Consider the following 23,807-nt stretch of genomic DNA (forward strand, 5'->3'; position numbering starts at 1 on the left):
GAGGGTTCTTCTATTCATATATGAGGCTTTTATTTCCCAAGTTCTGCTACGACCTTTGCATCTGTCTTTGCATCTGGTGTCACTTTGTAGATGATGATGTACAATACAAAGGATACCAGCAGCGCGAACAAACCAGAAGGCAGTCCGTAAGGAAGGGCTGTCACATACTGGAATACAAAACCCAGGACAGCGCCTACAGCAAAAGAAATCACCCCTGCCCAGCGAATAGCCGGCTGTTTTTCCAGCGCTTTGTGGTCATATTTCTTTTCTTTTCCTACCACAAAGAAATCTGCCAGAATCGGTGCCGCAAGAGGCGGAGCAATGGCGCCCAATGCATTGATGAAGTCTGCAAAGAACAACTGATAGAAAGCTGCCGCACCCAGAATCGTTCCCAAAACACCGATGACGATAACGATGGTCTTACGCTGCGCTTTGATGCCAAACACGTCTAATGCCGGACCGGTATACATGGAGTTACAGTATAACTCTGAGTTATCCGTCGTCCACAGAGCTGTCGTCCATACGACGACGCCGAGAATCGCCAGGATTATGCCTGCCCCCAGCATCCAGAACACGTAGTTGAACTCTCCATTCACAACGACGCCGATGTAGCCGACAAAGTTCAAAATCGGATTGGTCATGACAAAGCACGCTGCTGCACAGAGCCAGACGGCTTTTACCGATTTGTTGAAGCGGAACATGTCTACGCCCATGATCGCTCCGGCGATCCAGCTTCCGACTACGATGGTAATACCGTCGCCCAGTCCCATACCGCCTAGCTTATCTGCATCCTCTAAGAACGGACCTACGCCTCCCGCCTGGGAGATAAATACGATGCCGGCGATGACTGCTACAATCAGAATCAAAGGAGAAAATACCGTGGCAACCTTTTCGATTGCGGACATCCCCCGCACGGCAGTGTAAGTAAAGACCGCTCCAAAGATGGCACAGGCGAGGAATTCTTCTAAGCTGATCGGATTCATGCCCTCCATGCCAAAGTTCTCTGGATTGATTACAGTGATGCCAGAGGGATTCCCAATCCACTTGCCCCAGACTTCACCTACCATGCCTGCAATGCTGGCAAACCAGCCCAGAGTCAGCAGTGACATGATGAACAGCGGGATGACGACGCCTTTGCTGCCATAAGAAAATTTGGACAGTAAGGCCAGATTATATCCTGTCTTCTGCGCTGCAACGCCCAGGAAAGACGTCATCACATACAGCGCTCCCATACCCAGTGCAATGGCCCAGAAAGCCATCATCGGACCCATGCCGCCAGTGCCTCCGTAGCCAGCTAAATTACCTCCCACGATCAAGCCTGTAACAGCATAACCGAATCCGATCCAGACCATGAACTGGCTTCTGGTCGATCGTCGTGCATCTAGGGGAACAGGTTCCAGCATGAATTCGCCGTCAGTAGTCAGAGCTTCTGCCACTTTGGCTTTTTTCTTCTCTTCTGTCATTTTACGCTCCTTTCAATTAAGCCTTTGATAATACCGATAAATTCACTTCGATTATATCGTTTCTCGTATTTTCCGTCAATCTTTATTGCAATCAAAGCATATTAAAGTTATAATTTAATCAAAATGAAATCAATCTTTATGCAGGAGGAACTATTATATGGCTATGAACGAATTATTTAAAATGACGGCTCATCAGGTAAAGGAAGGAAACTTCAACAAAGCGATTCTGGCAATCGGCTCCTGTGAAGCCCACGGCCAGCACATCGCAGAGGGCTGCGACACTCTGGTTTCCTACAAACTGTCCAAGCAGATTGCAGACCAGATCGAAGGCATGCTGGTGCTGCCGCCAATCACCGTAGGCTACAGCGGTCATTACGACTCTTTCCCTTTCACCCTGACCTTGAGTTATGACACCACGACACAGGTGATTTACGATATCGTTGAGTCCTGTATCCGCCAGGGAATCGATCATGTCTTTTTAATGAACGGACACGATGGAAATATCGCTCCGATTGAAATTGCTTCTAGAAAAATCAAAGAAGTATACCCTGAGGCACAGATTGCAGCGCTGACACAGTGGTGGGTCGCAGCCGGTGACCTGCTTCCAAAAGACACCTTCGAAGTCTGGGGCGGCATCGGTCACGCCGGCGAAGGTGAAACCTCAATCGCTTACCACCTCTTTGGAGACTGGTGCGAGCCAGAACTAGCGACTTCCGTCGTTCCGGACCTGCCAGAATATCTGGATATCAAATGGGACTTCTCCGAACTGACAGATACAGCGCAGACTGGCGATGCCACAAAGGCTACGGCCGAAAAGGGCAAGCTGATGAACGATGCCATCGTAGAATACGTCGTCAAGACCATCAAAGAACTGGACGCAAGACAGTGGAAATTTAAATAGGGCACTACATAATTGAGCAGGAGCCACATCAAAGGCATCAAAGAAATTGTGCGCCTTCATTTCCAAAAAAACTGGGATTAATGGCGCAAAGCCCTGTCCTAACCTGCCTTCGCGCCTTCATTTTTGATGTTTCTGAATTTACTTGCGCTACTCCCTTTGCAAGACGGCGAGAAACAAGCAAATTCGTCTTTTTCATTGATCTTCAGAGCCACTTTAGAAGCTGTACACGCCTCTAATGGTAAATAAAGGAATTTTATTTGCACCGAATTTCTGAAACGCGCAAGCAATGAACAAAAATTTGCAAATGAATGCGCATTGGTTTACAATAATTAAAAAATCCGCCAGAAATAAGCAAAAAAACGAAAATGAAGGCGCATTTTTTTCATCCGCCCTATGCGAAAGGACGTGGCATAACGCCTCGTCCTTTCTTCCTGTCATTTATAATATTCTCTGATAACCTCAGCAACATATTTCATCTGCGAGAGATCATAACGCTGGTCACATTGCAGCATCAGGTTGTGCTCTGACAGATAGACCGCATCCTCTCCCGGCTCATAGTATTCCAACGGCAGAATCCACTGAATTTCAGGAATGATATTCCGCTGCACCAGATGACGATAGAGTCCGTCCCGATCTTCTGCCAGCAAAGTCAGACCAAATGGCACATAATCTCCGTCAGAATCCAGTGGGCAGCTGAGCATCTCAATCTGCTCAAGTCCTGCAAGCTGCTCATAGAGATAACTGTAATTCTCTATTCTCTTCTTCATTAGAACGTCCAAATCCGTGTTGAACAGAATCGTCCGCGACGCTTCCGTCATGCAGCGAGGCGTCAGATCCTGATATCGGCTGGCATTGGCTGCCTTTTCAAAAAGTAGGTAAGGTTCCTTGTCCATTCCTGGACTCATTTCATACTGCATGCGCACTACAGAAATCAGCAACTCCCGATAGACGCTTTCATCGTAAGCCGATTCCAACGCCTGCAGCTTTCCATAGTTTCCATCTTTGATGGCCAGCAAACCGCCGTCGGTCATCGGAAACCACTTCCTGGTGCTGGCTACGATGTAGTCGCCAAAACCCATGCGCTCCGCATCTTTAGAAAACAGCGCCTGGGTGATATCCTCCATGATCAGAATATCGCGGGACGCAGCCATTTCTTTGACAGCCTGAACCACCTCCAAAGGCTGGGGCACGGAGAAATAGTGAATCAAATAGATCATGCCCACATCATCAGTGAGTTTTTCGCACAAATCTGCAAGATCCACGGTCAGATCCGCCCGTACCCGATAGAAATCATAGGCAATCCCCGCCCATTCCATCGCACTGATCACCGACAAACAAAGGTAGTCTGGCAGCAGGACTTTCTTGTGCCGCATCCGATCCGCACAATGTTTCATGGCGTAGACCGACGCTGTCCGGCCGTTGTTGGTGTAGATTTTTAAATCATAACCATCCTCAGAAAGCCGCAGATCAAAGTCTTCTCCAGACGGCTCAGCACACAGCAAACCGCCGTCCACGCTGTAAAATCCGCCAATCAGCATGTCAGTCCTCTTTCACTTCGTAGACAGGGATGTCGTCTCTCTTGAGAAAAGCGGTCAAGCAGTGGACAGAACCGCCGCCTTTTTTGATTTCTTCAAGATCCAGCTCGATGACCTCGATGCCCTTTTGATTGAGCAGTTCCACCGTCCTCGGCGCACCCTTGGGCATGACGATTTTTCCCGGCTCCAGCGCCACAGAGTTGGCAGCAAAGTTGATTTTCTCATCAAAGGCTGGAATTTCTACGAATTCAAAGCCTCTCTTCTCCAGCTCCTCATAGATGATATCCGGTGTAATATAAGGATAGGTTACAGCCACATGGCTATCTACGATAGAGAGAAATCCGTCCAGATGGTTCTGGTTTCTGGCAATGGAGAGGGTAATGATGTTTTTCACCCCCATATCCCGGAACGTATCACTGACCTGTTTCAGCCCTTCCGCGTTACAGCGGGAACCGGTGCCGACGATGACCGTCTCCTTGTCCACCCAGGTGGCGCATGCCCCGTCAAAGATGCCTTTGCCGTGGATGGTTTTGACGATGGGCACGCCCAGTTCTGCCGCCTTTTGCGCAGCATACTTCACTTCTTTATGTCTGATTTCAATGCCCGGCCGGGTGACGATGACCCCCTCCGGGGTGCCCAGGATCAAGTCGTGACAATACATAGCGTTGGGGCAGCCCGGATCCATCTCCTCAACATAGTTGACCTCGATGCCGTGATCCTTGTACACCTGAACCAGTTGGTCGTGCTCCCATCTGGCTTTCTCCACATCGATAAAATCGCGGAAATAAATCTTTGACGGATCTTTGATCCCTTCGATTTCCTTGCCCGGCCTGTGCATCAGCACCGAACGCAGCCTGCCGATTTCTGAGGTCACACTCCACTGGTTGCCCCAGACCTTTTCCAAATCTTCTCTGAATGTATGTAATTTTTCCATCATAATCCTCCTATCCTCTTGCCAAAGTGGCGCTGCAGCAGTGCACAGAGCCCCAGCCCTTCAAAATTTCATCAAAGTCCAGACTGATAACCTGAACACCGTTCTTTTCAAGAGCCGCTTTTGTCTGCGGATTTCCTTGCGCCTGGATGACCAGACCCGGACGCAGGGCCACGATATTGAGCCCCAGGGAGAACCTTGCTTCATCCTGATCCGGTGCGTCGATGATGTTGTACCCTCTGTTCATCAGATATTCCACCACGTCATACGGCACCTGTCTTGTATTGACGATGGCTTTGTCCTCATCGACAAAATTCATGATGCCGTCAAGGTGAGCATTGGTATAAGGAATCGGTACGGTCAGAATGGTCTCCACCCCCTGCTCCCTCAGCACGTGGGCGACCTGATTGTAGCCGGCTTCATTGGTCCTGGAGCTTCTCGCCAGAATTACCGTCTTTCTGTCAACCCACAGGCAGTCCGCCCCCTCGAAGGTTCCTGTACCGGTAATGGTCTTGACGATGGGAATCTGCAAAGCCGCCAGTGCTTTTGCCATAGCCACTTCTTCTCCTCTGCGCACAGGCAGAGCAGGTCTTGCGATGATGGCGCCTTCCGGTGTCATGAACATCAAGTCGCGGCAGTAGACGGCATTGGGGCGATCCTCCCTCTGCTCGTCCAGATAATAGACTTTGACGCCGTTTTCCTCATATACGTCCACAAGGCGCTGGTGAGCCTCTCTGAATTTACCTGGATCGATCGGTTCTCTAAACCTGGCCTCTTCCCAGCCGAAATCGTCGATTTCCTTTCCCGGTCTGCGCAGGAGCACGCTCTTCAGCGGTGCACATTGGGAGCTGATGCCCCAGTCTCCCCAGTAATCTCGTATCTGCTCCTCAAAAGGTGTCTCGTCCCTTCTGAGATTCTTATCTTTGTTCAATTCTAGAAATGCCATTTGCTCTCACTCCTTTTATTCATCAACGTAGTGAAGCCCAAATCGGACTCCACTACATTGCTCATCTATTATGCGATATTTGTCATTTCTTCTTCAGCCACATGCTTGCCCCAAATCTTGGAAAGAGCCATGACTGTTACGACCAGCAATCCAATCCCGACAGTCAGTACGGCAACATTCGCCTTTGTCAGACCAGCGATGGCGAAGGTGATAATGGTGACGACACCTACCATCAAAGCATACGGCAGCTGGGTCTTCACGTGGGAAAGCAGATCACAGCGAGCCCCGTTGGCAGAAAGTATTGTCGTATCTGAAATCGGCGAACAGTGGTCGCCGAAGAGTCCTCCAGACAGCACTGCGGCGATAGCCAGATGCATCGGTGCATTGAGTGCCAAAGCTGCCGGCACGGCAATGGTCATCATGATGGAGAATGTTCCCCATGACGAACCGGTGGAGAAGGATATGACAGCGCTTGCAATAAATATGATCACTGGCAGCGTCCAGGCCGGCACGTTGTCCTGCAGCATGTTGACGACGAACTCCGGTCCGCCCATAGCTTTGGTCACGCTGCTCAGCACCCACGCCAGAAGCAGGGTGATGAATACGCTGGCGATGCTTTCGAGGCCTGCCACATAGTCCATACAGATTTTCTTAAAAGACTTAATCTTGAAAATCACCACTAAGATGATGTTGGCTGCCGCTCCGAATACGAAGCCGGCAATCAGAGCGCCTCTCAGCTGGTCGCCATCGACAGATTTAAATGGAAATCCCTGCGGGCAGAGCATCAGACAGAGGGTTCCAATCATCACCAATAGAGGAATAATCATAACCATCGGTCTGCTGTTTTCCAGCTTTGCGTCGGTGTCGATTTTGACTGCCTCGGCAACATGACCATCAGGCGCTACCTGTCCTCGCAGAGCTCTCATCTCCGCCTTGTGCATCGGACCAAATTCTTTTTTTGTAAATGCCACCAGTGGCACCATCAGAAGTGACAGCAGCGCATAGTATTGAAACGGCCATACTTGCAGCAGCATATCCCATTCAGCAGTCTCGATGCCTGCCGCTTTGAATTCCGTGCCCATGAGACCCATGATATAAGCGCCCCAGCCCAGAAACGGAACCAGGATGGATAACGGGGATGCCGTGGTGTCTAGAATCCAGGCCAGCTTCTCTCGGGAAACCTTCATCTTGTCCGTCAAAGGTTGTACGATAGGACCTGCGATGATGGGACTGCCGATGTCAGAAAAGAACACCATGATGCCTGCTACCCAGCCTGCCATCTGCGCTTTCGCCCTGCTGTTGACAAACTTGGTCACAGATGAGGCAAAGGCGTGGGCGCCTCCCGAAACCTCCAGCAGTTTTACGAAACCGCCGATAAAAATCAATAATACCAGCACTTCTGCGCAATAGGAATCCGTCATGTTAGGAACCAGATGGTCCACCACATAGGACATCATCGCGTTAAACGGATTGCCTCCTGCCATGACCAGCAGGCCGGCAAAGGCTCCTACGAAAAGTGCAATAGAGATGTTTTTCAGCCACATTGCGATAACGATTGTAAGAGCGATAGGAAATAATGATAGAATGCCATAGTCCATTATGTATTTCTCCTTTCTTCTACGAGTATTCCATATGCCCCTATCAAAAGCAAAAAGTATGCCATCTATTTCACGGAGGACCTCATCCTTCAGGTCAGTCCTTCCCACTGCACCGTTGCTCGTAATTTAGAAGAAAGAATTTTCTTAAATTTAAACGACTTTTTCTCATTCAGAAAAATTATCAAAGGTGATAATTTTTATCACAATAGATAATTTTTATCATTTTTGATAAGATTTAAGGATGCGATATAACGTCGCAATACCGATACCAAGACTATCTGCCGCATTCTTTTTTCCTTTCGTATCCCAGCCGTATTTTTCCAATGCCTTCAGCACCTCGTCGATTTCTGCTTTTTTCCGGCGCGCTTTCAAGCTGGCAGCCCGATCCCAAACAGTCATGTCTTCTGCGACCTGTACTTCCGCCTCTGCCCCTGCCAGTTCCGGGGTACCTTTGCGCTTTACCCGTTCCGGAATGCTGAAGCTGGTCAAAATCTCCTGTCCCTCCACGTTCAGCGCACATTCTATGGTGTTCTCAAGTTCTCTGATATTGCCCGGCCAATCGTAGCTTGTGAGAATCTTTGCCGCTTGCGGCGTCATGTCGTAGACGTTCTTGCGCAGCAGCGCAGAGTATTTCTCCATAAAGTGCTTGGAGATGATGAGGATATCCTCGCTGCGCTCCCGCAGCGGTGGTATAAAGATAGGAATGACGTTGAGCCTGTAATAGAGGTCGCTGCGGAATTCGTTGTTTTCAATCATGGATTCCAGGTTGCGGTTGGTGGCAGCGATGACTCTGATATCGATAGGGATATTCTTGTTTCCGCCTACCCGCTCAATGGTTCGCTCCTGCAGCATGCGCAGAAACTTGACCTGCAGGAAAATCGGAATGTCTCCCACCTCGTCCAAAAACAGGGTGCCGCCGTTGGCAAGCTGGCATTTGCCAACTTTTCCGCCCTTTTTAGCACCGGTAAAAGCGCCGTCCTCATAGCCGAATAGTTCACTCTCCAGCAAAGTCTCCGGTATGGCGCCGCAGTTGATCGCTACAAAGGGACCGTTCCGACGGCTGCTCTGGTTGTGTATTGCTCGAGCAAAGAGTTCTTTGCCTGTACCGCTCTCGCCTCTGATCAATACGGTGGAATCGCTGTCGGCAATTTTAAAAGAGAAGGAAATCACGTCCTGTATAGCCTTTGATTCGCCGATGATATCAGAAAAATCCACCTTGTAATCAGACTCATGGAGCAGCTTAGAGGCGATGTTGCTGGCATCGATGATGCTTTTCATAATTAGAATCGTACCGTAATTTTCACCTTCGTGCTCAATCTTCTTGGATGTCAGCAATACGTTGGTTTCACCGTGTTCGCCCCTGATGGTGACTTCGTTGTCTATGAACTCCTTCCGCCGGCGAATCTCTCTGATTGCCTGGCTTGGCAGCACCGCTTCAATGTTCTTTCCGATCAGTTTCTCCGTAATACCGAACTTCTTAGTTGCAGACTGATTAATCCTATAGACAGCCCCCTGATTGTCGATGGCGATGACGCCGTCATGGACAGAATTGAGAATGGCCAGAGTCTCGTTGAGGTTGACCATCAATTGATCCGCATATTCCGCCGCCTCAATCTTGCCGGAAATCAGTTCTGAAAGTTTCTTTGTAAAATTGACAAAGACGTCCTTGGCAAAGAGGCCGCTGTTTTTCTGCTCCTCCGTAAAAGCGATCAGCGCCATGGCGCCGCGGATCTGCTCTTTTACGTGGAGAGGCGCGTAGACAGCAGCCTTTTCCCGGCAGTTGGCTTTGTTGGCACAGCCGGCACAGACAGGGTCCACCCCGGGATGATTGATGATCAGCGTATCATTTTTCTCTATGACGCTCTCAAAGATATTGGGATTTACAACTTTTTTACCGACTTCCTTCTCATATTCGTCGGTTCCCGCCACTCTGATAAAATCCGTATCGATAATCGTGATGACTACATTAAACAGTTGTGAGACGATTTCACAAGTCTCCTGTAAAAAATCATTGTTATTCTTCAGCATCTTTACACCTCGCAAAAAAGATTAAAGATATCATAACACCTGTAAATTCATCTGTCAAAATTTGTCGAATTATAATTGGCACAATCCTTGCTTTATATACTTGCATAAGGTCTGTTCCTCAATTGCGAGCCAGAACCAATATACGATACATCCAAGGAGGTTTAATTATGACAAATAAAATGAAACAGAGCGTGAAGATGGACACCATCCCCTTCTCCGGCATCAGAAAGGTCTTTGAGGCAGCGGGCAGGTTAGAAAAAGAAGGCAAAGAGATCATCAATCTGGGCATCGGACGGCCCAACTTCGATACGCCTGCGTTCATCAGGGACGCCGCCAAGAAAGCCCTCGACGACGGTTACACCTATTACACATCCAACTACGGCACCGAAGGACTGCGCCAGGCTGCCGCAGATAAGTTCAACCGCGATAACGGCCTGGATATGAAAATGGAAGACATCATCGCCACCGTTGGCGCCAACCAGGCGGTATCCATCGCCATGACGGCTCTGCTGGATCCTGGTGACGAAGTGCTGGTGCCCAACCCTTCCTGGCTTCATTATTTTTACTGTGCCGATCTGGCAGGAGCGAAGACCGTCTCTTATCCCCTTTTAGAAGAAAACGATTTTAACGTGCAGATCGAAGATATCGAGAAGCTGATCAGCCCCAAGACGAAGATGATCATCGTCAACTCGCCTAATAACCCGACAGGTTCCGTTCTCAGCAGAGAGAGTCTCGAAAAGATCGCCAAGATTGCCAAGGATAACGATTTAATCGTACTTTCTGATGAAATTTACGAAAAGTTGTTATATGATGATAGCAAACACACCAGCATCGCCTCTCTGCCTGATATGGCAGGCCGCACGATCATCATCAACGGCGTGTCAAAGGCTTACGCTATGACTGGCTGGAGAATCGGCTTTGCCGCTTCGAAAAACGCAGACTTCATCAGCGCCATGATCCGTGTCCTGCAATACACGGTAACCTGTGCCACTTCTGTCAGCCAATACGCTGCCGAAGCCGCCCTGAACGGACCGCAGGAATGTATCGAAGAAATGAGAGCACAATTCGACGAGAGAAGAAAACTGGTATACCGCTCTATCAACGAAATAGAAGGTCTCAGCTGCAATTGCCCGAAGGGCGCATTTTACTGCTTTATGAACATCAAAGCCCTGGGTATCACTGACGAAGAAGCGTCCGACTATTATCTGAACGAAGCTGGCGTCGCCATGATTCCAGGTTCTGCTTTCGGCGAATATGGCAGCGGCTACCTGCGTATCGCCTTCTCCAACTCCTATGAGAACATTGAGAAGGCCATGGGCAAGATTAAAGAGGCCACGGAAAAACTGCTAAAAAAATAAATCAGGAGGTCCCCATGTTAAAAATCTTAGACAGAGAAATCAACAGAGGAGATAAATTCATTACAGATTACCAGGTAACGGACGGACAAGGAGGCGAAACACTGCTGCCCTACTACGTTATCGCAGGAGAGCAGGACGGTCCTGTCCTCTGCATCACTTCCGGCGTCCACGGCACGGAATACCCCGGCATCGCTGCCAATCTGAAGCTGTATGCAGATCTGCAGCCTAAGGATCTGGCCGGCACCATCATCGGCGTGCCCCAGTGCAACTTCGCATCGTTTCAGGCAAAGCAGCCCTTTGTCAATCCCATCGACGGCAAGAACCTCAACGATACCTTCCCGGGCTGCCCGGACGGCTCCATGACAGAGCGGCTCTGCCATATTCTGATTCACGAGTTCGCGGCCAAAGCCCAGTACCACATCGATATGCACAGCGGTGACAGCATCGAATGGCTCCACCCATACGCATTTTATCACATCAATGAGCAGGACCACGGCGTCACAGAAATCGCAAGAGCCATGGCAAAGGTCTACGGTCTGGATTATGTCTCTTTTACAGAAACAGCCGGTGCAGGCGCCACGGACAAGGGCAACTTTTATGCGGCTGTCAGTGAACTGGGCATCCCCAGCATCCAGCCGGAGATCGGCGGCATCGGCCTCGTCGAATGTAAGACCAAGATGCTCCATTACAACGGCGCACGCAACGTGCTGATTCATCTGGGCATGCTGCCGGGCGTCAAAATAGAAAACAGCAGCCAGCAGGAGCTTTCCCGTTTCTATCGGCTCAAATCGGAATTTGACGGCATCTACCATTGCTTTGTCAGACCGGGAGACCACATAGAGAAGGGACGCCATCTGGCAACCATCACCGACTACCACGGCCAGGAGATCTACAAGGAATTCTACGCAGAAGAAGACTGTGTCATCCTCTGGGTCATGTCAACCTTTGCAGCTTGCAAAGGAGACAACCTGATGGCCATCGGCGTCATTTAGGAGGCAATCATACATGAACATCGCAATCATCGGTTACGGCGGCGTAGGCAAGGCTCTGGTGCGCCTGCTCAACATGCAGGAAGAGGTTCTGTCAAAGGACCATTTGCATATCCAGGTTCCCTACGTTGTCGATTACTACGGCGGCATTTATCAGGAAGAGGGCATCGACCTCCAGCACCTTGCCGCCTTTACAGAAACGGAAAAAGACATCACCAGGTTCAAAGGAGGCAGTGCTGACATTACGGTAGATCGCATCGTCTGTGATGAGACGATAGACCTTGCTGTCATCATGACGCCGACCAACAAGGAGACCGGTCAGCCCGGCGCAGACTATGTGCGAAAGCTGCTGAAAGCCGGAAAGCACGTAGTCATATCAGACAAAGGCCCCATCATGCTCTACTACGACGAACTTTATCATCTGGCGCAAGAACACGGCGTACAGCTGGGCATCGGCTGCACCACAGGAGGTGCCCTGCCTTCTGTCAACGGCGGGCTCATGGATCTGGCCGGCGGCGAAATCACCTCTATCGAAGGGGTTCTCAACGGCACTACCAACTTCATTCTCAAGTTTATGGAAGAACAGGCTTGCGAATACGCCGAGGCACTGAAAGAAGCCCAGAATCAGGGCATTGCGGAAACGAACCCGACCCTGGACGTGGAAGGCTGGGATACCGCCGGCAAGCTTTTGATTCTGACCAACGTTTTGATGCAGGAAAAAAAGACCCTTGACGACATTCAGGTGGAAGGCATCACTCATCTGACAGCAGCAGAAGTTGCCCAGGCCGCCAGTGAATCCTGCAAGTATAAGCTGGTAGGCAAAACCGTGCGAAAAGAAGACGGCCAGCTTTCCATGACGGTGAAACTTGCAAAGCTCTCTCAGGATCAGCTGCTCTACAGTGTAGAAGGGAAAAATAAAGCCGTCCGCTACTGCTGCGATACCTTAGGAGAACTGGTCATCATCGGCGGCGCCTCCGGCGTCATTCCTGCGGCGGCATCTATCCTGCGTGATATCGTCAATATCCACAGAGGCTATCAATTTGTAAAGTGAGGTAAAAGATCATGCGATTAGCAACCATCAGATATGCCGGCCGCGAACAGGCCGGCATCGTAACAGAAAACGGCATCGTTACCATCGCTGCTGTCAACCGCAGCAAAGGCACGACCTGGCACACAGAAATGTACGATTTAATCTGCACAGAGGAAATCCCCGGCCTGACCCGCTGGTACAAGGACGGCGGTAAGGCGGAGCTTTCTGAAATGGAGACAGTGCCTTATGATCAGGTGGACTACGGACCGCTCTATCGAAACCCGCCCCGCATCTTCGGCATCGGCCTCAACTACAAAGATCACGCAGGCGATCTGGGGGAAGGCGCTCCAGTGGGCTTTCCCGGCAGCTTTTATAAACCGGCATCCTGCATCGCAGGGCCAGGAGATGAAATCTGCATTCCTGCCATGGAAGAAGCAAAGAAGACCACCGGTGAAGCAGAACTGGGCATCATCATGGGTAAGAAGTGTAAGTTTATCGAGGAAGAGGACTGGCAGGACTACATCGTTGGTTATACCACTATTCTAGATATGACAGAAGAGTCCATCCTCCGTCTCAATCCCCGCTATCTGACCCTGGTCAAAGGTTTCGATACCTTCCTGACCTTCGGCCCCCAGCTGGTCACCCCTGATGAAGTCTCAGATGTCTCTCAGTTGGAAGTGCAGACGGTTCACAACGGCAAAGTTCATGCGGCCAACACCGTAGCCAACATGACCCACAGCCCGTCCCGCCTGGTCTCCCTGGTTTCCCACATGCAAGGGTGGCTGCCTGGCGACGTTCTCTCCACGGGAACGCCGAGAGCCGTCCACATCCAGGAAGGCGACACCCTGGAGTGCAGGATTTTCGGACCAGACGGTTTCGCCATGGAGCCTCTGGTCAATCCGGTCATCGATTTGAAGTTAAGAAAATAAATTGGAGGTACAATATGGATTTAGGTTTAAAAGATAAATGCGCCCTGGTGCTGGCCTCAAGCTCCGGCCTGGGCAAAGCAGTGGCAAAAGAACTGGCTGCGGAAGGCGCCAAAGTCATGCTCTTCAGCCCCTTTGAAGAGCAGCTGCAAGAGGCGCAGGAAGAAATCACCGCCGAAACCGGCAACGAAAATGTGGCTTATTACTGCGGCGATATGACCAAGGCAGAGGACATCAAAGCCCTAGTCAAGGCCACCTGCGAAAAGTTCGGCCCTATCTACGCCCTCTTCAACAACGCCGGCGGCCCTCCGGCAGGCCCGCTCAATTCCTTTGACGATGAAGCCTGGTACAAGGCTTTCGATTTGACTCTGCTCTCCTATCAGCGCGTAGTCAGAGAGGTTGCGCCGATCATGATGGAAAACGGCGGCGGCAGAATCGTAAACTCCACCTCCTCTTCTGTCAAAGCTGTACTGGACAACTTGGGCTTATCCAATACCATGAGAGCCGGTGTCGTCGGCTGGTCAAAGACTGTGTCTCAGGAACTGGGCAAGTACAACATCCTGGTCAACGTCATCGGTCCAGGCCGCATCGGCACCGCCCGTATCGATCATCTGGACAAGATGCGGGCAGAAAAACAGGGTATCACGGTGGAGCAGCTGCAGAACAACACCTGGAAGACCATCCCTCTGGGACGCTACGGAAAACCGGAAGAATACGGCAAGCTGGCCGCCTTCCTGCTCTCCTCTACAGCTAACACCTACATCACCGGCCAGACCATCTTAGTTGACGGCGGTCTGGTCAAGGCACTGTAACCAGCCTTGAGATAGTCGAACCCCCTCCGCAGCAGGAAAACTGCTGCGGAGGGGGTTGTCTGTCAGGGCATACCCCTCGTGGGCGACATACGAAAATAGGAATCTTGAAACCCTAGCCCGATTTACTTTAAGTAAATCGTTGGCAGGTCTCATGCGAAAAGTCCCCAAATCTCGATTTGGCAGGTTTGACCGCTTGATTCCGTCATTTCCACGTTTTTCATTTCAAAAATATATAAGTCTGCTGATCCGAAAGCGCCTCTGCATATGTATAACCCAGCCGGTCAAAGCCCTTGATTTCTTCTATGTCTTCGATATGGTTTTCTGCCATATACCTGACCATCTCCCCGCGGGCCATTTTGACCATGGTGCCCTTCTCTTTGACCTTCCCCTCGATCAGTTCCCCAAAGACGCAGGTGATCATCCTTTTATCCTCGGGCAGATAAGCAGAGACACATTTGCTGTACTCTTTTGACGCCAGGTTCAGAACCGTGTCCGCCTCCTCGAAGAGCTTTGACGCGATGCGCCCTTCCCAGAAATCGTACAGGGAGTCGATCTCTGCGCAGCCCAGCCTCGCCTGCATCTCCAGTCGGTAAGGCGTGACCCCGTCAAACGGCCGCAGCATGCCATAAAACCCGGACAAAATGCGCAGGTGCTCTTCGACGTACTCGTAAGCCTCCGTCGTGAAAACCCCCGGCGCCATGTATTGATACTGGATTCCTTCGTAAGACAGGATTGCCGGCGTCAGATTCCCTTCCAGATCCATGGTCTGCAGCCGATCATAATTCAGCGCCGCAAGCTTGTCGCTGCAGTTCCATACCGCCTTTGCCTCTTCATAAGTGAGTCCCCGCAGGCAGTCCAGCAGCTTTTTCGCAGCCTCCATAAAAAACGGCAGATTCCTGCAGGGAAAAATGTCCGTGTTAACGTTCATCTTCTTTGCCGGTGAGATGATGATTTTCATAGTCATATAGAAATCACTTCTCCTATGACGCTGCCGATAAAGAAAAGTGTCCATATGATAGACAAGAGCGACAATGAAAGGCCTATGATGGAACAGACCAGGCCACCTGTCGCCATGGACTTTCCACCAGGTTCCGCCCTGCCCATGAGCGAAAAGATGATGCCCGCGATGCTCAGCACTATCGCAATCAGTCCACTAAACCAGACAGCTACCAGGGACAAAATCCCTAAAGTCAGTCCGGCAATCGCGTTGGTATGGGTGGCCTTCCTCTCCACATCGGCATATTTGTCATAGTCAAAATCCACGATGGTGGAGCCGCCTTGTTCGGATTTTACCACCATAGCGGCACTAGCGCCAGTGTGAGCGGCTGGAACAGGGATAGCATCCGCAGTGGGGTGAGCATCCAGGTTGGTCTGCCTATCTGGGCCGGCACAAGCATTCGGCCTGATATAGCCCTCTGGCGTAAAAAAATCCTGCTCTTTTATGTTATCTTTTTGTAAGTTCGGTTTTGTATCCATAGTCTTGTCTCCTCATCATGCGGCGATATTGTTTTACCCATTGTAACATAATCTTGAGGTTAGGGACAGAGGGGAAATCAGACCGAAATGCGGCAGATGGATGTAGGGATGCGCCTTCATTTTCATTTTTTTGCTTATTACTGGCGGATTATTTGATTATTGTAAACCAATGCGCCTTCATTTTTGGATTCCAGCTCTCTATTTGCGCGCAGGCGGAAAATTCGATTGATTTCAAAGGTATTTGCCCTTCTATATTGACAGACGCCGATCAAAATCATCCCATTTTTTAGATTAAATGTAATATTTTGTAAATCTAATCCGCATTTGCAAAGGGAGTGGTGCAAGTAAATTTAAAAAATCCAAAAATGAAGGCGGGAATGCAGGCTCGGACAGTGTTTTGTGCCATCAAATTCAATTTTTTGACGAATGAAGGCACCATACCCTTTGCAGTGACAGGAATATTCAGATGTCCAGATAATCCCACAGCACATCCTGTAAACACAGCCGGGTATACGTATATCATAAATGCCGCCTTATACAATTCCCCACTCCCTATTTTATTAAAGTCCACGAAAAAGCACCCGTAATCAACAGGTGCTTTTCTCGTAATTATTATTAGTAATGTAGGTTTTCTGCTATTTCCTTCATGGTATCTTTACTGACCTGTCCGCAAAACTCATAAGTGATTCCATCGTAGGATAGTATCATAAAAGTGACTGGGAAGCCTTCCACTTGCTCCCAGGCAGCGGGACCATCCGTTACGATCTCGTATAGAATCACTTCTGTATCCAGGTTTTTGCACTGATACGTGGTTGCCGTCTCCTGATTTATGATGCTGTCATAATCTAAAATGCCGTTTTCCATACCTCCATCCCCGTCCCGCGCCTCATAAAACGCAGAAGTATAGATGATAATCTGACATTTGATCGGCGTTCCGAAGTTTTTTCCTTTCTCATATATAATGCTGTTCACCGTAGAAGCTTCTTGATGGGAATTAATCTTTACATTCTTTAAATCCCCTAGAATATAGTAGTCATTTGTTATCGTAACACCGAAGATTTCATCATCAGGTATTCCTTCAGAGTAATCCGTCCAGGGAGAATACTGCCATGCCAGATTCTTTTCATAACCCTGATCGTATTTTAACAATTTAATATTAATTTTCTTTTCTACCTGACGCAACGTGTCAAATTTCTCCATCTCATTGCCTGCATCCTCATCCAGTTCTAGGAATTTTCCTTCTGTCTTTACTTCCTCGCCCTGCACACGGAATACGTTAGTAAAGGTCTTCACAATGGTCTCCGCATAGGTCGCCACCTGCGGAATCTGAAATACGGTGAACAATGTCAGCACGATCGCTGCAGCCAAGGCCAGGCGGTGATAAAATCTGCGACTCCTTCTGCGCGGCCGCCCCTTCTGCGTTTCCTGGCCGCTATGAACTGCTTCTAGAATCCGCCTATCCATCTCTTTTGTGGTATTCATGGTTTCGAACGCATCTCTGATCCTGTTCTCATTCATGCAAACACCTCCCCTTTCTCCCATTGAATTTTCAGCAATTCCCGTCCCTTTTTCAGCCGCATTTTGACGGCAGACTCCTTCATGCCTAAAATCTCTGCGATTTCTGCACACTTGTACCCTTCCACATAATACAGATAGATGACGATTTTGAACTTCTCCGGTAGATTGAGAATCTCTTCCAAAATCACTTTTTCTTCAGCATCGGCAGGAAGCTGCTCAATCTCTTCCATGGCGCCTCTGCGAGAATTCCAAAAAAGCTTCAGGTTGTTCTTGCAGTAATTGATGGTCACTCTGATCAGCCATCGCTTTTCATGTTCAGCGCTCTCAAATTCCGGTGCTGACAAAAGATACTTTAGAAAGACCTCCTGCATCGCATCCTCACACTCCTCATTATTTTTCAGATAAGTAAAGGCGATGCGGTAAATGAGAGTCTTGTACTGGTCATACTTCTCTTCAAATTCCCTGGTATTCATCCTATCACACTCCTTCATGCGTTCACTATATATACAGCTGGCGAGGCGCTATGGTCAAAACAAATCAAAATATTCTATACTAACCCGAATTCAAATATATTTTTCAGCATTAAGGTTTCATTTCGGTTTCAATTGTGTTATAATCAAATAAATACAGGATATATTTAAAACCGTATTTCATCCGAAAGGAGCGTATTATCATGACCATCCAAGAATTGAAACGCCGCAAAAGAGAGCTGGGTTACTCCAACGCCAAGGTAGCAGAGCTTTCCGGCGTCCCCCTCGGCACTGTACAGAAGATTTTCAGTGGTGAAACCAGTTATCCCCGCTATGCAACGCTGCAGGCTTTGGAGCAGGTTCTGGGAGAACCGACCTCCACAGGCAAAAGCTTCGTCAACGAAACCACCGCCCCCTACCTGACCAAAAAGCAAGGCGACTACACCCTGGAGGATTTCTATGCCTTTCCCGAGGACTATCGCATCGAGCTGATCGATGGTGTCATCTACAGCATGACCTCGCCTGCATCCGCCCATCAGCTGATTGCAGGGTATATTTATGCTCAGTTATTTAATCACGTCGCCAAGGAGCAAGGCGGCTGTCTTCCGATGATTTCTCCCATCGATGTGCAGCTTGACTGCGACGACAAGACCATGGTCGAACCGGACGTCATCGTGGTCTGTGACCGGGACAAGGTCATCAATCGCTGCGTCTACGGCGCACCTGATTTCGTCCTGGAGGTCCTGTCTCCTTCCACCAAAAAGAAGGACATGATCATCAAACTGAACAAGTACATGAATGCCGGTGTACGGGAATACTGGATGATCGACCCGGACAAGAAGGCCGTCTCCATCTACGACTTCGAGCACGAGGACTATCCCCTCATCTGTGGCTTCGAAGATAACGTAACCGTATCCATTCTGGACGGCCAGTGCCAGATCGATTTCAAGAAGATGTACGACTATATCAGCTTCCTCTACAGAGACTGATACCCTATCCATATCCAAATTTAAAAATCTGCCCGAAACATGCTATTTCAAATGCATTTCGGGCAGATTCCATCATCCGCGCTATTTGCGATCTTTTTCGGCAGCTGTCTTCTGCCTGCCCAGCCAGTCTACCGTACCAAGACCAGCCAGGGTTAAAACTTTCTCCACAGTGCCAAAGACATTCAGCACAATGTGATTGATGAGCCACATCAGGATATCGTACAGCCCGTCCACCAGAAAATCATAGAGTTTTGATACCGGCTTTGAGGAGAATACCACGACACACAGAGATGCCAGGCCGAGAATCAATATCAGATACAGAGGGCTGCCCGCCTCCGGCAAGGCAAAGAATCCCATGGTGATGCCGTGTTTTTTGATCCACTGTCTCACCACCAGGTGGAAAATATAGACTGGCATGGTGTTTCTGCCCACATAGGCCAGATAATTGTCCTTGCCTGGTAAAATATTGAACATCAGCACAAGCCACGCGCAGCCGAGGACAAACAGCACGAAGCGCATCAAAATATCCACATACGATACGACGCCGATTTCTGCGCCAGGCCGTCTGAGCAAGTACCATTCTACTGGAATTCCAGTCAGTCCATAGGCCAGATAGATAGAAATACCCACCAGCACAATCCCCAGGATCAGGCTCTGCCACTTCTTGAGGCATTTGATCTTGGCGATGTGTTCCGCATTGCAGTAGTACCCCAAGAAAAAGAACGAGAAATAAGACACAAGTCTGCCCAATGACAAATATTCCGTCAAGAAAGGGATACATCCGGCAACTAAATATAGCACAAAGGTCATCGCAAAGAAATGCGGAATCTTTATGTAGTTCTTCTGGAACAACTTGTACAGGAACAGTGCAAACATAAACCACATGGCAAATGGCGGCTGATCAAAGTACAGATTCGCGTGACCCCATAGCAGAGTTCTCACCCCATAGAAGAAAAAGATACTCAGTATATACGGCCAAAGAAAGGTCTTAAAGGCAATCTGCCTGCTCTTTTCTGGTTTCTTCGAAAAATATCCGGATAGAAACATAAACGCCTGCATGACAAAGACATTAATCGTGATATATATGACACCGCTGACAGAGTCGTGGCTGAAATGCCCTGCCATTCTCGTAAAATGGGAAATCGGGATGCACCACATGCACAGTCCGCGAAAAGTATCAAATACATAATCTCTCTGTTTGATTTCACCCATAAAAAGTCCTCCAATTTATTACTGTTATTTTGCCCATCCGATGGCACGCTCCACCGCCTTCTTCCAGCCAGACAAAAGCGCCTGCCTCTGAAAGTCCTCCATCGCTGGGACAAAGGTCTTGTCGATCTGCCAGTTTTCCAATACATCATTCTGATTCTTCCAATAACCTGTCGCCAGCCCGGCCAGATAAGCCGCGCCGAGAGACGTCGTCTCAATACACTGCGGCCGCAGGACGTCTTTGCCCAGAATATCAGCTTGGAACTGCATCAGGAAATTATTCGCACAAGCTCCGCCGTCCACTTTCAAGGACAGCAGTTCCTTACCCAAGTCGGAAGCCATGGCATACAGCAAATCGCTGGCTTGATAGGCCAAAGATTCTAAAGTCGCGCGCACGAGATGATTTTTGTTCGCCCCTCTCGTCAGCCCGAAGATAGAGCCACGGGCATAAGGATCCCAATAAGGCGCCCCAAGCCCTACAAAGGCAGGAACCACATAGACTCCGTTGGAGTCTTTCACAGAGAGGGCCATTCTTTCAGACTCAGCAGAATTTTTCATCAGAGAGAGTTCATCTCGCAGCCACTGAATCGCGGCGCCGCACACGAAGACTGATCCTTCCAAAGCATAGTTGACCTTTCCATTCAGCCCCCAGGCTACGGTAGTCAGAAGCCCGTTCTGAGAAAATACAGGTTTTTCTCCCGTATTTAATAGAAGGAAACAGCCTGTCCCATAGGTACTCTTAGCCTCTCCTTCCTGAAAACAGGTCTGCCCAAACAGGGCCGCCTGCTGATCTCCTGCCGCGCCAGCGATTTTGATAGGACCGGCAAAGAGAGTGCTCTCCGTCTCTCCATACACTTCACTGGAAGGACGCGGCTCCGGCAGCATCGACTTTGGTATATCCAAAATAGAGAGTATTTCATCATCCCACTGCAGCGTATTGATATTGAACATCATGGTTCTAGAGGCATTGGAGTAGTCTGTCACGTGCACCCTGCCTCCTGTCATTTTCCAAATCAGCCAGGTCTCGATGGTGCCAAAGAGCAAGTCCCCAGCCTCCGCTTTTTCTCTTGCTCCTTCCACGTTCTCCAAAATCCAGCGCAGCTTTGTGGCGCTGAAGTAAGCGTCGATCAAAAGCCCCGTCTTTTCTTTAAAAGAATCTGCTAATCCCTGCTCCATGAGCTGATCGCAGTATTCCGCGGTACGCCTGCACTGCCATACGATAGCATTGTGTACCGGTTCTCCCGTATGCTTGTCCCAGACTACCGTGGTCTCCCGCTGGTTGGTAATGCCGATGGCTTCAATATGCTTATATGTCACGCCCGCCTTGAGCATGGCTTCGTGGGCTACCGTCATCTGGGTAGACCAAATCTCATTGGCATCGTGTTCCACCCAGCCCTGCTGCGGGTAGTATTGTCTGAATTCCTTCTGTGCTACACTGACCATGTTCCCCTTTTTATCGTAAATGATGCATCGGGAACTAGTCGTGCCCTGGTCTAATGCTAAGATATATTTGTTCATAATGCTTCCTCCTATACGACTAGCACCTCACCGGCTGAAACCGGGGTGTTAAAGCATCAGGTCTCCCCTGCAATTTCTTTCTGAAATTGGGGCGAGAACCATTATACGAAAACTGCCATGATTGCGTTAGATATATCAAAACCCTCTTCAGTGAGTCTCAAAATTCCATCCTCTTCCACCAGCTGACCGCTTTCGAAGTATTGGCTGAGCGCACTGCGCCGATCAGCAAATATGTTCCAAAAGGCCCTGCCGTAACGTTCTTTAAACGCATCCAGATTGATTCCGCTGGTTTTTCGAAGACCCGTGAAAACAAATTCTGCCGTATCATCGGCCAACCCATTCTCGTGAAAGAACGACAAAGGCGGCTGTGTAAAGCGGATACCGTCTACATAAGAACTGGCACCGCTGCCGATACCCAGATAGTCCTCCATGGACCAGTATTTCAAGTTGTGTCTGCACTGCCTGCCCGGCTTTGCACAGTTGGAAATCTCGTAATGCTCGTAGCCAGCTTCTTTAAATCGCCTTATTGCAATATGATACATTTCTCTGTCCACATCGTCGGGAATCTGATCAAACTCCCCTGCCATGAACATATCGTAAAAAGGCGTTCCTTCTTCAATTTGCAGGCTGTAAAAAGAAATGTGTTCCGGCGCAAGATCAATGGCTCGTCCCAGAGTGTCCTCCCAGATTTCCATCGTATGACCGGGAATCGCGAACATCAGGTCTACATTGATATTGTCGAAACCACAGGTCCTCGCCATCTGAAAATTATCTGCAAAATCCTGTGCCGTGTGAACCCTGCCAAGCCTCCTCAGGCAGTTTTCATCAAAGGACTGCAAACCGATGGAAAGTCTATTGATTCCGAGCCGCCTGTAAGCGCGGAGTTTTTCTTCCGTCAAAGTCTTAGGATTGGACTCTATGGTGATCTCTGCATCTTCTGTGATATCAAAGTGTGCCCGGAGGGCATCCAGCACCTGTCCGATTAAGCCTGGGTCGAGTATAGATGGCGTGCCGCCGCCGATAAAGATGGTATCCACCAGATAACGGCTGCCATATAAACTGCTGTACATCTTTATATCGTTTATCAACGATTGTATATATGATTCCTGTTCCGCTGCCGCCGCGCCGCCGCGGGAATAAAATCCGCAGTAGCTGCACTTTGACAGGCAGAACGGAATGTGAATGTAAATGCCTAAGGGTTTCATTCTCTGCCTCTCAATCAATGTCGTACAGCTCATACAGCTTGAGCATATTTTCAAAGGTCATCTTGTTTGCCATCAGCTGCATGTACGTAGCCGATTTCTGTCTGCCCTCGGCCCGCAGCCTGTCCATTTTGTTCACGATATCGGCATGCTGGTCCTCGATGGACTTTTTCATCTTCTCAAATTGTACGAGACGTTCTTCGTTGTTCATAAGAGCACTCCTTAATTTCTTTCGTTTAAGCGGCATGAATTGTCGCCCTGCTGATTATGCTTATCAGATACGTTCAGCATATATCTCCACATTCATTACGATGTCAGCTCAAGCGTCCCGATTAACTGGAAGTTGTATATAACTTAACTTTCATCATGAATAACTTCTAGTCCGTATTTATTTATCACTAAGAAGTAACAAAAACCTATTAAAGTTCCAACTATGCCATATATTGCATCTAGGATATCAGTTGTGTTCATAAAACCCATTACTGTTTCGCATATAACATTTGCAATAATAATAAACAAGCCCAATAAAATTATTTTATTAAATGTATTTTTTTGTAAAATCCAAGTAAAGCCCACACCTAAATAGAACACCAAACTTAATGCAAAGTTTGAGATATGAGAATTTATTTCTGCATTAATAACTACTATGTCATTATGAAAGACGCTCATCCAACGTATGCATACTAGTATAGCAACAAATAAAAGCAAACAATTATATACAATTTTTGTTACCTTTTTGGGCTTTAATTTATCGTTCATTATCTCGCTTTGCTCCCTTAACAAATCCCGATTTTTCTGTCTGCTAGCTTAATAGAATTCTCTTTTCCATAAACAAGCCTCCACAGAATCCCAGGCAGCTTACCCACTAATAAATGATCTGTTTTGCAAGGGGAGCTTTACGCAAGGAG

22 protein-coding genes are annotated in these 23,807 nt (G+C 48.9%); 7 read left to right on the forward strand and 15 right to left on the reverse strand.

Going from position 1 to position 23,807, the window contains the following annotated elements; translation table 11 throughout:
* Positions 1 to 29: 29 nt before the first annotated feature.
* Positions 30 to 1,463: a purine-cytosine permease family protein gene (locus ACMQ5W_RS08880; RefSeq protein ID WP_419024862.1), complete on the reverse strand. Its 1,434-nt coding sequence runs from the start codon at positions 1,461 to 1,463 to the stop codon at positions 30 to 32.
* Positions 1,464 to 1,620: 157 nt separating this feature from the next.
* Here ACMQ5W_RS08880 and ACMQ5W_RS08885 point away from each other — a divergent pair, with 157 nt between their 5' ends.
* Positions 1,621 to 2,364, forward strand: coding sequence for a creatininase family protein (locus ACMQ5W_RS08885; protein ID WP_419024863.1), 744 nt, complete (start codon positions 1,621 to 1,623; stop codon positions 2,362 to 2,364).
* Between the two features lie 434 nt (positions 2,365 to 2,798).
* Here the strand turns inward: ACMQ5W_RS08885 and ACMQ5W_RS08890 are convergent, their stop codons facing one another.
* The 5 genes from ACMQ5W_RS08890 to ACMQ5W_RS08910 all read right to left on the reverse strand — a co-directional run bounded on the left by ACMQ5W_RS08890 (position 2,799) and on the right by ACMQ5W_RS08910 (position 9,402).
* Positions 2,799 to 3,902, reverse strand: coding sequence for a DegT/DnrJ/EryC1/StrS family aminotransferase (locus tag ACMQ5W_RS08890; protein ID WP_419024864.1), 1,104 nt, complete (start codon positions 3,900 to 3,902; stop codon positions 2,799 to 2,801).
* A gap of 1 nt (position 3,903) precedes the next feature.
* Positions 3,904 to 4,833, reverse strand: a complete 930-nt coding sequence (locus ACMQ5W_RS08895; RefSeq protein ID WP_419024865.1) for a dimethylarginine dimethylaminohydrolase family protein — start codon at positions 4,831 to 4,833, stop codon at positions 3,904 to 3,906.
* Positions 4,834 to 4,843: 10 nt separating this feature from the next.
* Positions 4,844 to 5,776: a dimethylarginine dimethylaminohydrolase family protein gene (locus tag ACMQ5W_RS08900; RefSeq protein WP_419024866.1), complete on the reverse strand. Its 933-nt coding sequence runs from the start codon at positions 5,774 to 5,776 to the stop codon at positions 4,844 to 4,846.
* A 68-nt stretch (positions 5,777 to 5,844) separates the two neighbouring features.
* Entirely contained in the window at positions 5,845 to 7,374 is a 1,530-nt protein-coding gene (locus ACMQ5W_RS08905) for a Na+/H+ antiporter NhaC family protein (RefSeq protein WP_419024867.1), read from the reverse strand.
* Between the two features lie 219 nt (positions 7,375 to 7,593).
* On the reverse strand, positions 7,594 to 9,402 hold the full coding sequence (locus tag ACMQ5W_RS08910) for a sigma 54-interacting transcriptional regulator (RefSeq protein WP_419024868.1): 1,809 nt from the start codon (positions 9,400 to 9,402) through the stop codon (positions 7,594 to 7,596).
* A gap of 167 nt (positions 9,403 to 9,569) precedes the next feature.
* On the opposite strand from ACMQ5W_RS08910, the gene ACMQ5W_RS08915 reads away from it, so the two are divergent.
* The 5 genes from ACMQ5W_RS08915 to ACMQ5W_RS08935 are packed head-to-tail and all read left to right on the forward strand — an operon-like array spanning position 9,570 to position 14,517.
* Complete coding sequence (locus ACMQ5W_RS08915) at positions 9,570 to 10,760, forward strand: pyridoxal phosphate-dependent aminotransferase (RefSeq protein WP_419024869.1); 1,191 nt, start codon at positions 9,570 to 9,572, stop codon at positions 10,758 to 10,760.
* 14 nt (positions 10,761 to 10,774) lie between these two features.
* The gene (locus ACMQ5W_RS08920; protein WP_419024870.1) at positions 10,775 to 11,752 is read left to right on the forward strand and encodes a succinylglutamate desuccinylase/aspartoacylase family protein; all 978 of its coding nucleotides are present in this window, start codon (positions 10,775 to 10,777) and stop codon (positions 11,750 to 11,752) included.
* Between the two features lie 13 nt (positions 11,753 to 11,765).
* On the forward strand, positions 11,766 to 12,800 hold the full coding sequence (locus ACMQ5W_RS08925) for a Gfo/Idh/MocA family oxidoreductase (protein ID WP_419024871.1): 1,035 nt from the start codon (positions 11,766 to 11,768) through the stop codon (positions 12,798 to 12,800).
* An 11-nt stretch (positions 12,801 to 12,811) separates the two neighbouring features.
* Positions 12,812 to 13,708, forward strand: a complete 897-nt coding sequence (locus ACMQ5W_RS08930) for a fumarylacetoacetate hydrolase family protein (RefSeq protein WP_419024872.1) — start codon at positions 12,812 to 12,814, stop codon at positions 13,706 to 13,708.
* A gap of 14 nt (positions 13,709 to 13,722) precedes the next feature.
* The gene (locus ACMQ5W_RS08935; RefSeq protein WP_419024873.1) at positions 13,723 to 14,517 is read left to right on the forward strand and encodes an SDR family oxidoreductase; all 795 of its coding nucleotides are present in this window, start codon (positions 13,723 to 13,725) and stop codon (positions 14,515 to 14,517) included.
* A 217-nt stretch (positions 14,518 to 14,734) separates the two neighbouring features.
* Here the strand turns inward: ACMQ5W_RS08935 and yaaA are convergent, their stop codons facing one another.
* From yaaA to ACMQ5W_RS08955, 4 genes are all read right to left on the reverse strand, one after another.
* Positions 14,735 to 15,481: a peroxide stress protein YaaA gene (gene yaaA, locus ACMQ5W_RS08940; protein WP_419024874.1), complete on the reverse strand. Its 747-nt coding sequence runs from the start codon at positions 15,479 to 15,481 to the stop codon at positions 14,735 to 14,737.
* A complete protein-coding gene (locus ACMQ5W_RS08945) occupies positions 15,478 to 15,993 on the reverse strand; it encodes a DUF4190 domain-containing protein (RefSeq protein ID WP_419024875.1) in 516 nt (171 codons plus the stop codon). The genes yaaA and ACMQ5W_RS08945 overlap by 4 nt, the downstream gene beginning before the upstream one ends.
* A gap of 615 nt (positions 15,994 to 16,608) precedes the next feature.
* Positions 16,609 to 17,511: a hypothetical protein gene (locus ACMQ5W_RS08950; protein ID WP_419024876.1), complete on the reverse strand. Its 903-nt coding sequence runs from the start codon at positions 17,509 to 17,511 to the stop codon at positions 16,609 to 16,611.
* Complete coding sequence (locus tag ACMQ5W_RS08955; RefSeq protein WP_419024877.1) at positions 17,508 to 17,984, reverse strand: RNA polymerase sigma factor; 477 nt, start codon at positions 17,982 to 17,984, stop codon at positions 17,508 to 17,510. The genes ACMQ5W_RS08950 and ACMQ5W_RS08955 overlap by 4 nt, the downstream gene beginning before the upstream one ends.
* Positions 17,985 to 18,184: 200 nt before the next feature.
* On the opposite strand from ACMQ5W_RS08955, the gene ACMQ5W_RS08960 reads away from it, so the two are divergent.
* Positions 18,185 to 18,970, forward strand: coding sequence for a Uma2 family endonuclease (locus tag ACMQ5W_RS08960; protein ID WP_419024878.1), 786 nt, complete (start codon positions 18,185 to 18,187; stop codon positions 18,968 to 18,970).
* 81 nt (positions 18,971 to 19,051) lie between these two features.
* On the opposite strand, the gene ACMQ5W_RS08965 is transcribed toward ACMQ5W_RS08960, so the two are convergent.
* The 5 genes from ACMQ5W_RS08965 to ACMQ5W_RS08985 all read right to left on the reverse strand — a co-directional run bounded on the left by ACMQ5W_RS08965 (position 19,052) and on the right by ACMQ5W_RS08985 (position 23,658).
* Positions 19,052 to 20,182, reverse strand: a complete 1,131-nt coding sequence (locus tag ACMQ5W_RS08965) for an acyltransferase family protein (protein WP_419024879.1) — start codon at positions 20,180 to 20,182, stop codon at positions 19,052 to 19,054.
* Positions 20,183 to 20,206: 24 nt separating this feature from the next.
* Positions 20,207 to 21,697 (reverse strand): glycerol kinase GlpK, encoded by a 1,491-nt coding sequence (gene glpK / locus ACMQ5W_RS08970; protein ID WP_419024880.1) that lies wholly within the window; start codon positions 21,695 to 21,697, stop codon positions 20,207 to 20,209.
* A 101-nt stretch (positions 21,698 to 21,798) separates the two neighbouring features.
* Complete coding sequence (gene hemW, locus ACMQ5W_RS08975) at positions 21,799 to 22,902, reverse strand: radical SAM family heme chaperone HemW (protein WP_419024881.1); 1,104 nt, start codon at positions 22,900 to 22,902, stop codon at positions 21,799 to 21,801.
* Between the two features lie 10 nt (positions 22,903 to 22,912).
* Entirely contained in the window at positions 22,913 to 23,110 is a 198-nt protein-coding gene (locus ACMQ5W_RS08980; RefSeq protein WP_419024882.1) for a hypothetical protein, read from the reverse strand.
* Positions 23,111 to 23,253: 143 nt separating this feature from the next.
* Positions 23,254 to 23,658, reverse strand: coding sequence for a hypothetical protein (locus ACMQ5W_RS08985; RefSeq protein WP_419024883.1), 405 nt, complete (start codon positions 23,656 to 23,658; stop codon positions 23,254 to 23,256).
* Positions 23,659 to 23,807: the final 149 nt, after the last annotated feature.

The sequence above is a fragment of the Emergencia sp. genome, assembly GCF_048465375.1.
Taxonomy (GTDB): domain Bacteria; phylum Bacillota; class Clostridia; order Peptostreptococcales; family Anaerovoracaceae; genus Senimuribacter.

Coding starts and splice junctions, on each gene's coding strand:
- ACMQ5W_RS08880 (WP_419024862.1), bottom strand. CDS start 1,463: ATGACAGAAGAGAAGAAAAAAGCCAAAGTGGCAGAAGCTCTGACTACT.
- ACMQ5W_RS08885 (WP_419024863.1), top strand. CDS start 1,621: ATGGCTATGAACGAATTATTTAAAATGACGGCTCATCAGGTAAAGGAA.
- ACMQ5W_RS08890 (WP_419024864.1), bottom strand. CDS start 3,902: ATGCTGATTGGCGGATTTTACAGCGTGGACGGCGGTTTGCTGTGTGCT.
- ACMQ5W_RS08895 (WP_419024865.1), bottom strand. CDS start 4,833: ATGGAAAAATTACATACATTCAGAGAAGATTTGGAAAAGGTCTGGGGC.
- ACMQ5W_RS08900 (WP_419024866.1), bottom strand. CDS start 5,776: ATGGCATTTCTAGAATTGAACAAAGATAAGAATCTCAGAAGGGACGAG.
- ACMQ5W_RS08905 (WP_419024867.1), bottom strand. CDS start 7,374: ATGGACTATGGCATTCTATCATTATTTCCTATCGCTCTTACAATCGTT.
- ACMQ5W_RS08910 (WP_419024868.1), bottom strand. CDS start 9,402: ATGCTGAAGAATAACAATGATTTTTTACAGGAGACTTGTGAAATCGTC.
- ACMQ5W_RS08915 (WP_419024869.1), top strand. CDS start 9,570: ATGACAAATAAAATGAAACAGAGCGTGAAGATGGACACCATCCCCTTC.
- ACMQ5W_RS08920 (WP_419024870.1), top strand. CDS start 10,775: ATGTTAAAAATCTTAGACAGAGAAATCAACAGAGGAGATAAATTCATT.
- ACMQ5W_RS08925 (WP_419024871.1), top strand. CDS start 11,766: ATGAACATCGCAATCATCGGTTACGGCGGCGTAGGCAAGGCTCTGGTG.
- ACMQ5W_RS08930 (WP_419024872.1), top strand. CDS start 12,812: ATGCGATTAGCAACCATCAGATATGCCGGCCGCGAACAGGCCGGCATC.
- ACMQ5W_RS08935 (WP_419024873.1), top strand. CDS start 13,723: ATGGATTTAGGTTTAAAAGATAAATGCGCCCTGGTGCTGGCCTCAAGC.
- yaaA (WP_419024874.1), bottom strand. CDS start 15,481: ATGACTATGAAAATCATCATCTCACCGGCAAAGAAGATGAACGTTAAC.
- ACMQ5W_RS08945 (WP_419024875.1), bottom strand. CDS start 15,993: ATGGATACAAAACCGAACTTACAAAAAGATAACATAAAAGAGCAGGAT.
- ACMQ5W_RS08950 (WP_419024876.1), bottom strand. CDS start 17,511: ATGAATGAGAACAGGATCAGAGATGCGTTCGAAACCATGAATACCACA.
- ACMQ5W_RS08955 (WP_419024877.1), bottom strand. CDS start 17,984: ATGAATACCAGGGAATTTGAAGAGAAGTATGACCAGTACAAGACTCTC.
- ACMQ5W_RS08960 (WP_419024878.1), top strand. CDS start 18,185: ATGACCATCCAAGAATTGAAACGCCGCAAAAGAGAGCTGGGTTACTCC.
- ACMQ5W_RS08965 (WP_419024879.1), bottom strand. CDS start 20,182: ATGGGTGAAATCAAACAGAGAGATTATGTATTTGATACTTTTCGCGGA.
- glpK (WP_419024880.1), bottom strand. CDS start 21,697: ATGAACAAATATATCTTAGCATTAGACCAGGGCACGACTAGTTCCCGA.
- hemW (WP_419024881.1), bottom strand. CDS start 22,902: ATGAAACCCTTAGGCATTTACATTCACATTCCGTTCTGCCTGTCAAAG.
- ACMQ5W_RS08980 (WP_419024882.1), bottom strand. CDS start 23,110: ATGAACAACGAAGAACGTCTCGTACAATTTGAGAAGATGAAAAAGTCC.
- ACMQ5W_RS08985 (WP_419024883.1), bottom strand. CDS start 23,658: ATGAACGATAAATTAAAGCCCAAAAAGGTAACAAAAATTGTATATAAT.